At 65.6% G+C, this 14,538-nt stretch carries 5 protein-coding genes; 3 read left to right on the top strand and 2 right to left on the bottom strand.

The genetic code is table 11. The features are described 5' to 3' along the window. The 3 genes from AC3WLP_RS27195 to AC3WLP_RS27185 form a co-directional block, all read left to right on the top strand. On the top strand, positions 1 to 3,237 hold a 3,237-nt coding region (locus tag AC3WLP_RS27195), incomplete at its 5' end, for a condensation domain-containing protein (RefSeq protein ID WP_492576384.1). Continuing rightward, positions 3,234 to 6,410, top strand: coding sequence for a non-ribosomal peptide synthetase (locus AC3WLP_RS27190; RefSeq protein WP_088513736.1), 3,177 nt, complete (start codon positions 3,234 to 3,236; stop codon positions 6,408 to 6,410). The genes AC3WLP_RS27195 and AC3WLP_RS27190, both read left to right, overlap by 4 nt. 308 nt (positions 6,411 to 6,718) lie before the next feature. Continuing rightward, complete coding sequence (locus AC3WLP_RS27185) at positions 6,719 to 9,211, top strand: TonB-dependent siderophore receptor (RefSeq protein ID WP_012051731.1); 2,493 nt, start codon at positions 6,719 to 6,721, stop codon at positions 9,209 to 9,211. A 57-nt stretch (positions 9,212 to 9,268) separates the two neighbouring features. On the opposite strand, the gene pvdO is transcribed toward AC3WLP_RS27185, so the two are convergent. Continuing rightward, the gene (pvdO, locus tag AC3WLP_RS27180) at positions 9,269 to 10,147 is read right to left on the bottom strand and encodes a dihydropyoverdine dehydrogenase (protein ID WP_003255995.1); all 879 of its coding nucleotides are present in this window, start codon (positions 10,145 to 10,147) and stop codon (positions 9,269 to 9,271) included. A gap of 37 nt (positions 10,148 to 10,184) precedes the next feature. Continuing rightward, on the bottom strand, positions 10,185 to 14,432 hold the full coding sequence (locus AC3WLP_RS27175) for an amino acid adenylation domain-containing protein (protein WP_492576383.1): 4,248 nt from the start codon (positions 14,430 to 14,432) through the stop codon (positions 10,185 to 10,187). Between the last annotated feature and the right edge of the window lie 106 nt (positions 14,433 to 14,538).

Genomic DNA, 14,538 nt, shown 5'->3' with positions numbered 1-14,538 from the left:
GGCGAGCTGATGCTCGGTGGCCAGGGCCTGGCGCGTGGTTACCATCGTCGCCCGTCGCTGACGGCCGAGCGTTTCGTACCCGACCCGTTCGGCAGCCACGGCCAGCGGCTGTACCGCACCGGCGACCTGGCGCGCTACCGCGACAGCGGGGTGATCGAGTACTGCGGGCGCATCGACCATCAGGTGAAGGTGCGCGGGCTGCGTATCGAACTGGGTGAAATCGAGGCACGGGTGCTGGAGCACCCGCAGGTGCGCGAGGCGGTGGTGCTGGCCCAGGACAGCGGGCATGGCCAGCAGCTGGTGGCCTACGTACTGGCCGAAGAGCAGGGCATGGCAGTGGACGCCGCCGAACTGCGTGACAGCCTTCGCGAACAGCTCAAGGGCAGCCTGCCGGACTACATGGTGCCAACGCACATCCTGCAGGTGCAGGCCTGGCCGGTGACGGCCAACGGCAAGCTCGACCGCAAGGCTTTGCCCAAGCCCGACAACAGCGCCCTGCAGCAGGCCTACCGGGCGCCGCAAACCCCGCTCGAGCAGCACGTTGCGGGTATCTGGCAGGAGGTGCTCGGCCTTGAGCGGGTGGGCCTTGGCGACCACTTCTTCGAGCTGGGTGGTCACTCGTTGCTGGCGACCCAGGCGGTATCGCGGATGCGCAAGCTGCCGGGTGTGCAAGTGACGTTGCGTGACCTGTTCGATCACCCGGTGCTGGAGCGCCTGCTGGCAGCGCTCGGCGGCGCTGGCAAGGCTGCGACCGCGCACGGTGTCGAGCTATTGGCCCATGGAGAAAAAGCCACCGCACCGTTGTCGTTGATGCAGCGGCGCTTGTGGGTTGCCGAGCAATTGTCCGGGGGCAGCGCTGCTTACGGCATGCCATTGGCCCTGCGCCTGCAAGGGCCGCTGCAGGTCGAGGTGTTGCGCAACAGCCTGAACGCGCTGGCGCAGCGACATGAAGTGTTGCGTACGGCCTACGTGCAGGACGACGAGGGTGATCCGCTGGCGCTGATTGCCGACCGGATCGAGGTGGATATCGCCCTCGACGACTGGTCCGGGTTCAGCCCGCAGGAGCAGCAACGGTGCATTGCCGAAGCCACCCTGGCCAACGCCAGCACACCGATTGCACTGGAGCATGCGCCGTTGTTGCGCTGCCGTCTGGCGCGCCTGGCAGACCAGGAACATGTGCTGTTCTTCACCATGCACCACATCATCTCCGATGGCTGGTCGATGGGCGTGCTGGTCCGCGACCTGGTTGAAATCTACCGTCACAGCGCCCCAGGGCAGACCCACCTTCTGGCGCCGTTACCGCTGCAGTATTCAGACTTTGCCTTGTGGCAGCAGGCCCTCGAGCAGGCGGGTGAGCTGCAGCGCCAGGCAAGCTACTGGCAACAGGCCTTGGCGGGCCATACCGGCCGCCTTGAGCTGCCACTGGAACAGCCGCGCAGCGAGCAGGCCTCCCATGCCGGCGGTGCGGTGGACTTTAGCCTGTCGCCGGCATTGACCGATGCGCTTGGCCAGTTCGCGGCCAAGGCCGGGGTGACCCTGTACAGCACGCTGCTGGCGGCGTTCCAGTGGTTGATGCACCAGACCAGCGGTGCCCACGACGTACTGGTCGGGGCCGACACCGCAGGCCGCCAGCACAGCGAACTGGAAGGCCTGATCGGCTTCTTCGTCAATGTATTGCCGCTGCGTTCCAGGGTGAGCGATGGGCTGGCCTTCGGTGACTTCGTGCAGGGCACCCAGCGCACCTTGCTCGCGGCCCTGGAGCATCAGGACCTGCCGTTCGACATGATCGTCGAGGCCCATGGCGCCCCGCGGGTGCGCGGCATGAACCCGCTGGTGCAGGTGCTGTTCGTGATGAACAACCTGCCCGTACGCAGCGAAGCCCTGGCCGACATTACCGTGCAGGCGCTGCCCGCCCCGGCGCTCTATTCGAAGTTCGACATGGCCCTGTTCATCGAACAGGAGGCCGGGCAGCTCAGTGGCAACTGGCAGTTTGCGACAACGCTTTTCAGGCAAGAGCATATCCAGCGACTCGTCAGCGCATGGATCGCGATGCTCGAACAGATCGTCAGTGTTCAGGATATGAGGTGGCAAGCGATGAACGTTCCATTACAGGGTGGCGGCCTGGCTGGCAGCACACCGGTAAGCGCCCCGACCAGCAAGGCCGACAAGCTGGGCAAATTTCTCAAGCGCTCTGCCGGCGCCACTGCAGCTGCACCGCCACGGGCTGCGGTGCGCGAGTCGCTGCTGGTACCAGGCCAGCTGTTCCCGTTGCTCGTCGAGCCTGGCGACGCATCGATCGACCTGATCGAGTGGGTGCGCAACAACCGGCCGCTGGTCGAGCGCAAGCTGGGCGAGCATGCCGGGATCCTGTTCCGCGGCTTTGCCCTGGAGGGTATCCAGGGGTTTGAAGCATTCGCCGAAGCTGTACAGCCGGGGCTTTACGGTCAATACGGTGACCTGCCGAAGAAGGAGGGGGGCAAGAACACCTACCGCTCCACGCCGTACCCGGAAAACAAAATGATCTTGTTCCATAACGAGAGTGCGCACCAGGACAGCTGGCCGCGCAAGCAGATGTTCTATTGCGAGCAGCCTTCGCCGGTCGGCGGTGCCACGCCGGTGGTCGACTGCCGCCTGATGTACGAAAAGCTGCCGCAGGCACTGCGGCAAACCCTCGAGGACAAAGGGCTGCTGTATGTGCGCACGTTCGCCGACAAGCTCGACGTGCCATGGCAGCATTTCTTCCGCACCGATGACCGCGCCGAGGTCGAGGCCCGTTGCCGTGCCGCTGGCATCGAATGGCGCTGGCTGGACAACGACGAGTTGCAGACCCGCACCCGCTGCCCGGCAATCATCACGCACCCGATCACCGGCGCACGCTCGTTCTTCAACCAGGTGCAGCTGCACCACATCTATTGGCTGGAGCCCGATGCACGCGAAGACCTGCTGGCCATGTTCGGCCTGGAGCGCATGCCACGGCATGTGTACTTCGGCGATGGTTCGCCGATCCCCGACCAGGACATGCAACTGATCGGCGAGCTGTATGAAGCCTGTGCCGTGCGGTTCCAATGGCAGAAAGGCGACGTGATCCTGGTCGACAACATGCTGGCGGCGCATGCCCGTGACCCGTACGAGGGGCCGCGCAAGATCGTCGTGGCGATGGGCGACATGTTCGACCGGGCCGCGCTGGAGGCGGCTGCGGCCATGCAGGTGATGGCGACCGAGGAGGCCCAGGGATGAACGGTTACGTAGACCAGGCCGAGGACATCGGTTTTGCCCTGACCGTCGACCAGCAACACTGGCTCAATGCCTTGCCCGCTTGCCCGGACTGGGCACAGGCCGCGACGCTGCTGAAGATCAGCGTTCAGGGCCGGCCGGACCCGGCGCGCCTGAGCCAGGCGCTTGAGCGCTTGGTCGAGCGCCACCCGATATTGGCCGGGCGCCTGGGCACTGCCCCGGGATACCGCGGCATGCGCCAGTTCATCGGCGCCCGGCGGCCAGCCCTGACGCTGGCAGTGCAGGCCGAGGCAGGTGCGCCGGCACTGCTGGAGCCTTGGTTGCAGCAGCGCTTCGAAATCGACCAGCTGCCAGCCGCCCAGGCCTTGCTGGTACCGGCCGCCGATGCCGAGCAGTGGCATCTATGGCTGGGGGTGGCGGGCTTTGCCTGCGACGCGGCTGGCATGGCCATGCTGTACCGTGACCTGGCGGCGTTGTATGACACGCCAGCCGTGCCGGATGAAGACCTGCCTGAAGCCTTCGGGCAGTATCTGGAGTGGCGTGCCGAAGTGGCCCAGGATGAGGATGCAGCGGCAGCCCGTGGCTACTGGCAAGGGCACCTGATGCCAACGGAGCAGGGCATGAGCGCGCCTTGGCCAGCCTATCGCCAGGACCAACCAGCGACGCATCAGGCACACCATCAGGTGAATCTGCCGCTGGCCTTGCAGGGGCAGTTGCAACGCCTGGCCGACGCCCGTCAGGCCAGCCTGGACACGCTGCTGCAGGCGGCCTGGTGGGCCTTGCTGGGCCGGCTTGGCGACAGCAACCGGTTGTTGGGCGCCTGGCAGCACGATGCGCGAAAGGATTATGACTACTTCGCGAACAGTGCGGGGTCGTTCAGCAAGTTATTGCCGTTGTGCCTGCAGTGGGCTGACGAAACCCGTTTCGGCGAGCACCTTGCAGCGCTCGGCGCCGCGCTGGAGCAGCATGTGGCGTGGCAGGAGTACTGGGTACCGGAATGGGTGCCCACAGCCGTGCCGACCGTGGCGTTTTCCACTACGCCGGCGCTCGCGCCGCAGGTTGCCGGCGGACTGTGCTGGCAGGGCGAGCTACTGGCGCCACGCCTGCCGGCGGGCATCGAGCTGCAGCTGCGCATTTGCCCAGCAGCGGGTGCTGACCAACCGATTACCGTGAGCCTGGATTACCTGGCCGGGCGCTACAGTGCGCGCGGCATGCAAGGCCTGCTGGAGCAGTACATTGAATTGCTGCGCAGCATCGTCCAGGCGCCGGACCGCCCGCTGCGGCAGTTGAACCTGCTGGGTGAAGCCGAGCGCCAGCGCCTGCTGTCGATCAACCCCGCGCCGCAACCACTGGCCGCGACATCACTGGCGGCCCAGATCAGCCAGTGGGCAATCGACACCCCCGACGCGCTGGCGCTGGTCGCAGGTGACGCGGGCCTGAGTTACGCCCAACTGGAGTTGGCAGTGCAGCGCCTGGCGCTGGCGCTGCAGCAGGCTGGCGTGCAACCCGGGGCGGTGCTGGCACTGGCGCTGCCGCGTTCGCTGGACTGGGTCGTGGCGATGTTGGCCAGTTGGCGTGTCGGCGCAGCCTACCTGGCGCTGGAGCCGCACTGGCCCGTTGCCCGGCAGGTGCGCCTGATGACACAGGCGGGGGCCACGCAGGTGCTGGTCGAACCGGCAGCGGTGGCCAGCCTGCGTGAGCAGGGCATAGCGGCGCTGAGCCTTGACAGCCTGTACCCGCTGGCGGTTGACACTGCACCGCTGCAACCGCATGCAGCCAGCGCCAGCGATGCCGCCTATGTCCTGTTCACCTCGGGCTCGACAGGCACCCCAAAAGGGGTGGTGATCGAGCACCGGCACCTGCTGAACTACACCGCAGGCGTGTGCCACACGCTGGCGCTGGAGGGCTGTCGTCACTTCGCATTCGGCTCGACGGTGTCGGCCGACCTTGGCCATACCACGCTGTTCGCAGCCTTGTATGTGGGTGCGACACTGCACGTGGCCGCCGACGAGGTGATGAAGGATGCTGAACTGTTTGCTGCGTACCTCGAGCAGCAGGCAATCGACTGCCTGAAGATCGTACCGTCGCACCTGAGCGCGCTGCTGGAGTCGAAGGCACCGGCAGTACCGGCCACCGTCATCCTGGGGGGGGAAGCCCCGAGCGCGGCGTTGCTGCAGCGCCTGTTGCAGATACGTCCGGACTGCAAGCTGTTCAACCATTACGGCCCGACCGAAACCACGGTCGGGGTCATGGTGCACCCGGTTCGGGCGGTACCGACCGGCACCCTCGGGTTGTCGCAGGTGTTGCCCAACAACCAGGTCTATGTGCTGGATCAGCACTTGCAGTTGGCGGTCACCGGCGTGCTGGGCGAACTGTATGTCGGTGGGCAGCAGGTGTGTCGCGGCTACCTGCAAGACGTGCAAAGTGACCCGCCGGCGTTCGTCGAGAGCCCGTTCGTGGCGGGCGAGCGGCTTTACCGCACCGGCGACCTGGCCCGCTATCGCCCGGACGGTGCTATCGAGCTGCAAGGCCGGCGCGACCATCAGGTGAAGATACGCGGCTTCCGCATCGAGCTGGCGGAGATCGAGGCACAGCTGTCGGGTGCACCGCAGGTGGTCGAGGCGGCGGTGTTGTGTGATGGAGAAGCGCTGAGCGCGTATGTCAGCTTGCGCGACGAGGCCACGGCGGCTGCACTGGACGCGGTCCGCGAGTACCTTGCACGGCAACTGCCGGCGGTGATGCTGCCGCGCACCCTGCAGGCATTGCCGCGGTTGCCGCGCCTGGGCAACGGCAAGCTCGACCGGCAAGCGTTGCGGCAGGTGGGCAAGGAACCTGCGGCGGGTCTGCTGGCCCCGCGTGATGCACTGGAAACCGTGATTGCGCAGCGCATGGCGCAACTGCTGGGGCTGGAGCAAGTGGGCATCGAGCAGGACTTTTTTGCACTGGGCGGGCATTCGCTGCTGGTCATCAAGCTGGCGGCAGGTATTCGCAAGTTGCTGCAGTGCGACATCAATCCAGGCGTCATCTTCGACCACGCTACGGTTGCCACCCTTGCCCAGGCGCTGCGCGAGCGCGAAGCCAACCCTGGCCAGTTGCTCAAGCTGGCCCAGGCCCGTCTGCGGCTCGACAGCATGAGCCCTGAAGAAAAAGCCCGGCTGCTGGAAAAGAGCCGCTGAGCCTCACCACGCCCAGGGGCGGGCAACCCGCCCCTGGGGTCATTTGCATTGCCTCCCCCGTACTGCCGTGCCGATTGCGTGGAAGGATGCCGGCGAGATACTAATGCAAAAAATTCTCATTCTGGATTTTCCAGGGTGATGCGTCTTATGTAGGAGCGCGCTGAAAGCCACACGTGGCAAGCCGTTTTGACTTGCGTGTCAGGCGTCTGTCGCGGGATCTGTCCGGGGGAGGATGGGCAGCTCGGCCGTTTGGGGGCCGTTGGCGGGCGCGGGACGATTTCATTACACGATATAAATAGAGAAATACCATGCCAGCAGGATTTTTCGAGTTCAAACCATTGGTCAAGGCGCTTTGCATGTCCCGCTCGATCAGCGCCCGCTCATCACGGGCGTTGCTCGGCAAAGGGGTGCTGGGCGCCGCATTGATGCTGCCCATGGCCGCCCAGGTCTGGGCTCAGGGGGTCAACTTCGACATCGCTGCCCAGTCGCTGCCCAACGCCCTGCGTGCGCTTGGCGAGCAGGCCGATGTGCAGTTCATCTACAACGCCTCGGAAATGGCCGACCTGCGTGGCAATGAAGTGCGTGGCAGCTACACCGTCGATGCGGCAGTGGCCAAGCTGTTGCGCGGCTTGCCGGTCAGCTACAGCCTGGAGGGCGATACCCTGACCCTGGTGCGGCGTGAGCGGCCAGCGTCCTCGGCGCTGGAGCTGGGCACCACCAGCATCACGGGCAACACGTTGGGCGTGACCACCGAAGGCAGCAACTCGTATACCACCGGTGGCGTCACCATCGGCAAGAGCGAACACAAGCTCAAGGACATTCCGCAGAGCGTGTCGGTGATGACCCGCAAGCGCATGGATGACCAGAACATCACCGACTTGCCGACGCTGTTGGCCAACGCGCCGGGCATGACCTTCGCCAAAAGCCCGGGTACCGGCGGCTTCATCACCTCGCGCGGTTTTGAAATCGATTCGCTGCAGTACGATGGCGTGCCCATGACCCGTGGCATCTACGCGCTGGGCAGCTACCTGACGGAACCCACGGCATTCTATGACCGTGTCGAACTGCTGCGTGGCGGCGCTGCGCTGCTGCAGGGGGCCAACAGCCCCGGTGGCGCGATCAACTTCGTGCGCAAGCGCGGCCAGGCCAAGCCGACAGTCACCCTGACCGCCCAGGCCGGTTCCTGGGACCACTATGCCACCCAGGTTGACGTTGGCGGCCCGCTGAACGAGGCGGGCAACATCCGTGGGCGTGCCGTGGTCGACTACGATACGCGCAACTCGTTCATCGACTATGTGGGCGGCTGGGAGCAGAAGGTCTACGGTGCGCTGGACTTCGACCTGTCTGAAGACACCACCCTCGGTGTCGGCATCAGCGATCGCAAGACGCGTTTCACGCCCATGGTCGCCGGTTTGCCGCGCTTCAGTGATGGCCGGGACGTAGGCTTGTCGCGCTCGACCTTCACCGGCTCCGACTGGAACCGCGGCATGACCGAGCAGCTGGCGTTGTATGTCGACCTCGAGCACCGCTTCAACGACCACTGGAAGTTCAAGACCGCGGCGGTGGCGATCAACGAGCGCAACGAAATGACCTACGCCTACGTGGTAGCGCCGACCGGCCTGGCCAACGATGGGTCTGGGTTGTTCGACTGGCGCTATGCCACCGATTTCAACTCCCACAGCCGCGGCCTGGACATGTTCGTCGATGGCGACTTCAACGGTTTTGGCTTCGACCAGGAAGTGGTCTTCGGCGGTAACTACTCACGCTTCACCAGCGACAACACCATGGCGGTGGTGCGCAGCGCGGGGGCGAACATTTTCGATCTCGACAACCACTTGCCCTTCGAGAACTACGACAGCCTGGCGGCCCGTGGCACGCGTACCGACAGCCAGTACAAGATCGTGCAGAAAGGTATCTACGGTACCTGGCGCGTCAAGCTGACCGACCCGCTGACCTTGATCCTGGGCGGGCGTACCAGCTGGTACTCCTATGATTACGATTCCCAGGTCTATCAGGCCGGCGTCCATCAATACGACAGCCCGGCCTCCAAGGCCAACAACGGTGTTGTCACCCCCTACGCGGGCCTGGTTTACGAATTGACGCCGCAATGGTCGGCCTACGCCAGCTATGCCGACGTCTTCATCCCGCAGAGTGCCATTGGCGTGGGTGGTTCCACGATCGAGCCGATCACAGGTAGCAACTACGAGCTGGGCTTGAAGGGCGAGCTCAACGACGGCCAGGTCAATACCAGCGTCGCGCTGTTCCGCTATGACCATGAAAACCGCGCGGTGCCGATTCTGAACACCGAATCGTTGTGTGGCGGCTCCAACTGCGCGGCAGCGTCTGGCAAAGTGCGTAGCCAAGGCCTTGAAGCCGAGATCAACGGTGAGGTGCTGCCAGGCCTGCAAGCGTCGGCCAGTTACGTCTACAACACCACCAAGTACCTCAAGGACAACACGAACGAGGGCAAGATCTTCTCCACCTGGACGCCGAAACACTCGGTGAAGGTGTGGACGGACTACACCCTGCCTGGTGACTTCAGCCGCTTCAGTGTCGGCGGCGGTTTCAACAGCCAGAGCAGCACCGTTGCCTACGACCGCAAATTCGATTCGCCCGGCTTCACCATCTGGAATGCGCGCCTTGGTTACAAGGTCAGCGATGAAGTCAGCCTGGCGGTCAACTTCAACAACATCTTCGACAAGGTGTACTACATCCCGTCGTATGCTGCGGTCAGTGCCAACAACTACTACGGCGACCCTCGCAACTTCATGTTCTCGGTCAAATACACCCCACAGTTCTGAACCTGGGGCCACGCAGGCCATCTTGGCGGGTACCCCGCCCAGATGGCCTGCGCCAGGTCACAGCTCCCGCGCTACACGAAAGCCCAGGAAGTCGCCACGTACCGTGCGTTCGCGATCATTGCGATTGCCCGAACGCGAGAAGATCGGCGCTTCACCCCAGTCATTCCCGCGCATGTGCGCCGCCTGGCAAAGCCCGCCGTCGGCCTCCATCCAGGCGCTGCCATCGCTGGGCGCGCCGACGTAGTCCTTGTGGTAGCAGTCGGCGACCCATTCATACACGTTACCGTGCATGTCATAGACGCCAAAGGCATTGGGCGGGTAGCTGCCTACCGGTGAGGTGTAGCTGTAGCCGTCCTTGGGGCCGTAGGTATTGGCGTGCTTGCTGATCTGGTAGTCGCCTTCTTCATCGAACGGGAACGGGAACGGCCCGGTGGAGCCGGCCCGTGCCGCGTACTCGCGTTCGGCCTCGCTGAGCATGCGGTAAGTGTGGCCGGTCTTTTTGCTCAGCCACTGCGCATAGGCCTGCACATCGTAGTAATCAACGCACACTGCCGGCTGGCGCGGCCCTTGCGGGTAGCGAGGCTTGCTGGCCTGGCACAGGCGCCCTGGGCGTTTGTCACCGTCCTTGATGACCACGCCGGTTTCCTTGATATAGGCATCCAGCTCGCCGGCGGTGACCTGGAAGCGGCTGATGGCGAAGGGTTTGGCGAAGGTCACGGTATGTTGCGGGCCTTCGTCGGGCTGCTTGCCCGGTTCGTCATCCGGCGTGCCCATGACGAAACTGCCCGCAGGCAGCACGACCATTTCCGGGCAGCCGGCCTTGCAATCCTGGAAGACCTCGCCCGGGGTCTTGCTGGCAGCCTGGGCGAGTAGCGGGCAGGCCGCCATGGCCAGGGCAAGGGCCAGGCCGGTGACGGTGTAGGGGGCGCACTTCATGGCGAACGTTTCCTTTTTGGCAGGTGTGACGGGGTATTCAGGGTGCCGGGCAGCTACGGCCGAACGCCTCGATGAACGAGTCGATCAGGGGCTGCTCCAGCATCATGGTTTCGTGTGGGTAGGGTGAGTGCAGCGAAACGTCCAGCTCACCCCCTGCGCAGAACTGGCGGATGACCTGCTCGGCGGCGTGAATGTGTGCTGCGCTCTTGTGCACCTGCGACCACCAGCAACTGGGCTTGACCCTGAGCGGAGTGAGGGTGAAATCGGCGAAGCTCGCTTCCAGCTGATCGTGGATGTCGAACGCCTGGGCATTCATGATCTGGGCCTTGGCACTGGCCAGCACGCCCTGGACATCGCTGCCAGCGTCAGCCAGGTGCGCCGTGGCCCACTGGTAGAACGCCTTGACGTCCTGAGTAGGGTTGGCGTGCAGCTGCTCGGCGGCGGCCTGTTTGGCCTGCGGGAACAACAGGCCGAACAGCTCGACGGTGTCTTGCAGCTCGCGCTGGCCCGGCGTATCGCTGTGGCGGGCTGGGCGAGGGGTGTGAGGGGGGAACGCGGCGCGGCTCAACTGCGCCTCGGGCAGGGTGCTGTCGACCAGCCCCAGGAATGCGACTTCGCAGCCGGCCTGTTCCAGCTGCCGGGCGATGTCCCAGGCAATGCTGCCGCCCAGGGACCAGCCCATCAGGCGGTATGGCCCGGACGGTTGTGCCTGGCGGATCTGTGCGGTGTAGTCGGTGATCATCGCTTGCCAGCCCTGCTGTTCGGCCGGCGCCGGGCTGCCGCCCCGGTGCTGCACGCCGTAGACGCAAGCCTGCGGTTCCAGGCACCTGGCCAGCGGCTGATAGCTGAAGACCATGCCGCCGCTGGGGTGGATACAGAACAATGCAGGCAGCGGTGTGGCCGGGCGGTTGAGGGGCACGATGCACGGGCTCGCACAGGCATGCTCACGGCCCAGATGTGCAGCCAACAGGTCGATGCGGGGGTAGGCGAGCAGGTCCTGGATACGCACTGCCAGGCCCAGTGCCTGCTTGATGCTGGCCAGCAGCTGGATGGCCAGCAACGAGTGGCCACCCAGTTCGAAGAAGTGATCGTCGCGGCTGATACGTTCGACGTTGAGCGCGGTTTGCCACAACGTGGCCAAGGCCTGTTCCAGCGCGCCCTGGGGAGCGTTGTAGGCTTGCTGCAGCAGGCTGGCATCGGCCTTGGGCAAGGCCTTGCGGTCGAGCTTGCCGTTGGCTGTCAGCGGCCACCGGTCGAGCAGCAGCAGGTGCGCCGGGACCATGTAGTCCGGCAGCGCTTCCTTCAGCTGTTCGCGCAGCTGCGCGCGCAGCCCGGCCTGCTGCTCCAGCGCTACCTCGGCAGCGGGGATCAGGTAGGCCACCAGCTGCTGGCCGGTCGCGCCTTCCTGGGCCAGCACCAGGGCCTCGCGCACCTGCGGCTGGGCCTGCAGGCGGGCTTCGATCTCACCCAGCTCGATGCGGAAGCCGCGGATCTTCACCTGGTGGTCGATGCGCCCGGCGTATTCGATCACCCCGTCGGCGTGGTAGCGCGCCAGGTCACCGGTGCGGTACAGGCGCCCGCCAGGGGCACCGAACGGGTCCGGCACGAAGCGCGTGGCGCTCAGGTCGCTGCGCTTGAGGTAGCCGCGCGCCAGGCCGGCGCGGCCGACGTACAGCTCGCCAATGCAGCCTTTGGCTACCGGGTTCAGGTCGCCGTCGAGCACATACCAGGACAGGTCGGGGATCGGCACGCCCATCGGGCTGCTGGCCGCCTTGCCCAGGTCGGCCCGCGACAGCGGCCGGTAGCTGACATGCACGGTGGTTTCGGTGATGCCGTACATGTTCACCAGCTGCGGCTGGCGGTCGCCGAAGCGTTCGAACCACGGTGCCAGGCTGTTGACGTCCAGCGCCTCGCCCCCGAACACCACGCTGCGCAATGCCAGTGGCCGCTGCGGCTCGGCCGTGGTGGCCACTGCCATCAGTTGCTTGAACGCCGACGGGGTCTGGTTCAGCACCGTGACCTGCTCGTCGGCCAGCAGCTGGTAAAAGGCCTCGGGCGAGCGGCTGGTGTGCTGCGGCACGATCACCAGGCGCCCGCCGTACAGCAGGGCGCCGAAGATTTCCCACACCGAGAAGTCGAAGGCATAGGAGTGGAACAGGCTCCACACGTCGTCGCTGCCGAAGCGGAAGTCGGCGTCGGTGGCCGTGAACAGGCGCAGCACGTTGCGCTGCGGCAGCAGCACGCCCTTGGGCTTGCCGGTGGAACCGGAGGTGTAGATCACGTAGGCGAGGTTGTCCGGGCTGACCGTGACCGGCGAGCAGGCCAGCGGGTCGGCCTGGCTGCTGTCATCGCTGCTTTCCAGGCTGAGCACGCGCACGCCTGCCGGCACCGGCAGGCTGGCCAGCACCTGGGGCTGGGCCAGCACGCGCTGCAAGCCGCTGTCTTCGATCATGTAGGCCAAACGGTCGGCCGGGTAGGCCGGGTCCAGCGGCACGTAGGCGCCGCCAGCCTTGAGGATGGCGAAGATGCCAACGACCATGTCCAGCGAGCGCTCGGCAGCCAGGCCGACCAGCACGTCGGGCCCGACCCCGTCGTCGACCAGGCGCCGGGCCAGGGCGTTGGCACGCTGGTTGAGCTGGGCATAGCTCAGGGCCTGGCCCTCGCAGGTGACGGCGATGGCATCGGGGGTGCGCTGCACCTGGGCTTCGATGCGGCTGTGCAGGGCCTGATCGGCCGGGTGCTCGGCGGGGGCCGGGTTCCACTGGGCGAAGGTGGCCTGCTGCTCCGGCGTGCCCAGCATGTCGAGCTCGCCCAGCCGTTGCTCGGGCCCCCGGGCCATGGCCAGCAGCAGGTTCTGCCAGTGCCGGGCCATGCGTTGCACGGTGCCGTGGCTGAACTGGCTGCAGTCGTATTCCAGGCTGAAGCCAAGGCCGTCGGCTGCGTATTCAAGGTCGATGCCGATCAGGCATTTGGCCTGGGCGCTGGCGGTATCGAGGAAGTCCAGCTGCAGTGGGCCCAGGGCCAGCGGGCCGCTGGCAGTCCCGGCCACGCGCCAGTTGAACAGGGCCTGGAACAACTGGGTGGGTAGCACCTGGCCGTTGTGCTGCAGCGTCTCCAGGTACAGCTCCATCGGGTAGTCGCTGTGGCTCAGGGCCGCAATAGACTGCTCCCGCAGGTTTTGCAGCAGGGTCCGCACGGATTGCTGCGGGTCGAGTTCGGCGCGGTAGATCTGGGTGCTGACGAAGAACCCTACCAGCTGCTGGGTTTCGCTGCGGTTGCGCCCGGCGCTGGGCACGCCGAGGGTGAATTGCCGCTGGCCACTGTAGCGGCCCAGCAGCACCTGCCAGGCGGCCAGGGCGATGACGAAGGGTTGCACGCCCTGCTGCCGGCTGAGCTGCAGCAGGGCCTGGAACACCTCGGCGTCCAGTTGCAGGCCATGGTAGCGGGCACTGGTGCCCTCAGGCGGCACGCCAGCGCAGCGCGGGTCGAGGTCACCCGGCAACATCAACGGCTGCAGTTCGTCACCCAGCCGGGTATGCCAGTAGCGGGCAGACGCTTGGCACGCATCGCTTTGCAGGTAAGCCTGGCGTTGCCAGATGGCGTAATCGGCATACTGGATGGCGGGCCGTTGCAGCTTGCAGGCTCCCTGGGCGGCTGCCTGCGAATAGGCGCCCAGCAGGTCCTGCAGCAGGATTGGATTGGACCAGGCGTCTGAAACGATGTGGTGCATGTTCAGCAGCAACACATGCTCGTCACCTTGTACTTTCACCAGCCGGGCCCGGATCAGGGGCGCCTTGCCGAGGTCGAACGGTGCCAGCGCATCCGCTTCGATGAGCCGCTGCAATGCATGAGGGCGTTGCGTGGCGGGCATGGCGGTCAGGTCTTCGCAGGGCATTTCGAGGCGTGCGTCGGCTTCGACGAACTGCTGCGGTATGCCCTCGACCTCGGCGAACCTGCTGCGCAGGATGTCATGGCGGTCGACCACCGCCTGCAAGGCCATGGTCAGGTGCTGGCCATGCAGTTCACCCTTCAGTGACAGTGCCCGTGGCAGGTTGTACGCCGCGCTCTGCGGGTTGAACTGCTGCAGGTACCACAGGCGCTGCTGGGCGAAGGAGAGGGGGGCCGGCCCGGCGCTCTCGCGTGGTGCTATCCGGTCGGGTTCAGGCCGCTCATCCTGGAGGAGGGCGAGCAAGGCGTCGTCCAGCAAGTCTTCAGCGAGCGAGTCGGCATCCAGTGATTCGTGCATGGCGGTCCCTGTGGCAGTCGAGGCGAAGGACAGCAGCATGGGGGCCGGCCTTGCCGGCGAATGGCCGCTGTCCTCTGGAGAGGTGTATGGCCAGTAAACGAGCCGCCGCCCGGCAAATTTACCGGCGGGCGCGTGGGTGACGGGG

The organism is Pseudomonas sp. FW305-E2, from assembly GCF_058782925.1.
The sequence above is the reverse complement of the archived record's forward strand: the minus strand, read 5'-3'. Positions and strand labels throughout refer to the sequence as shown.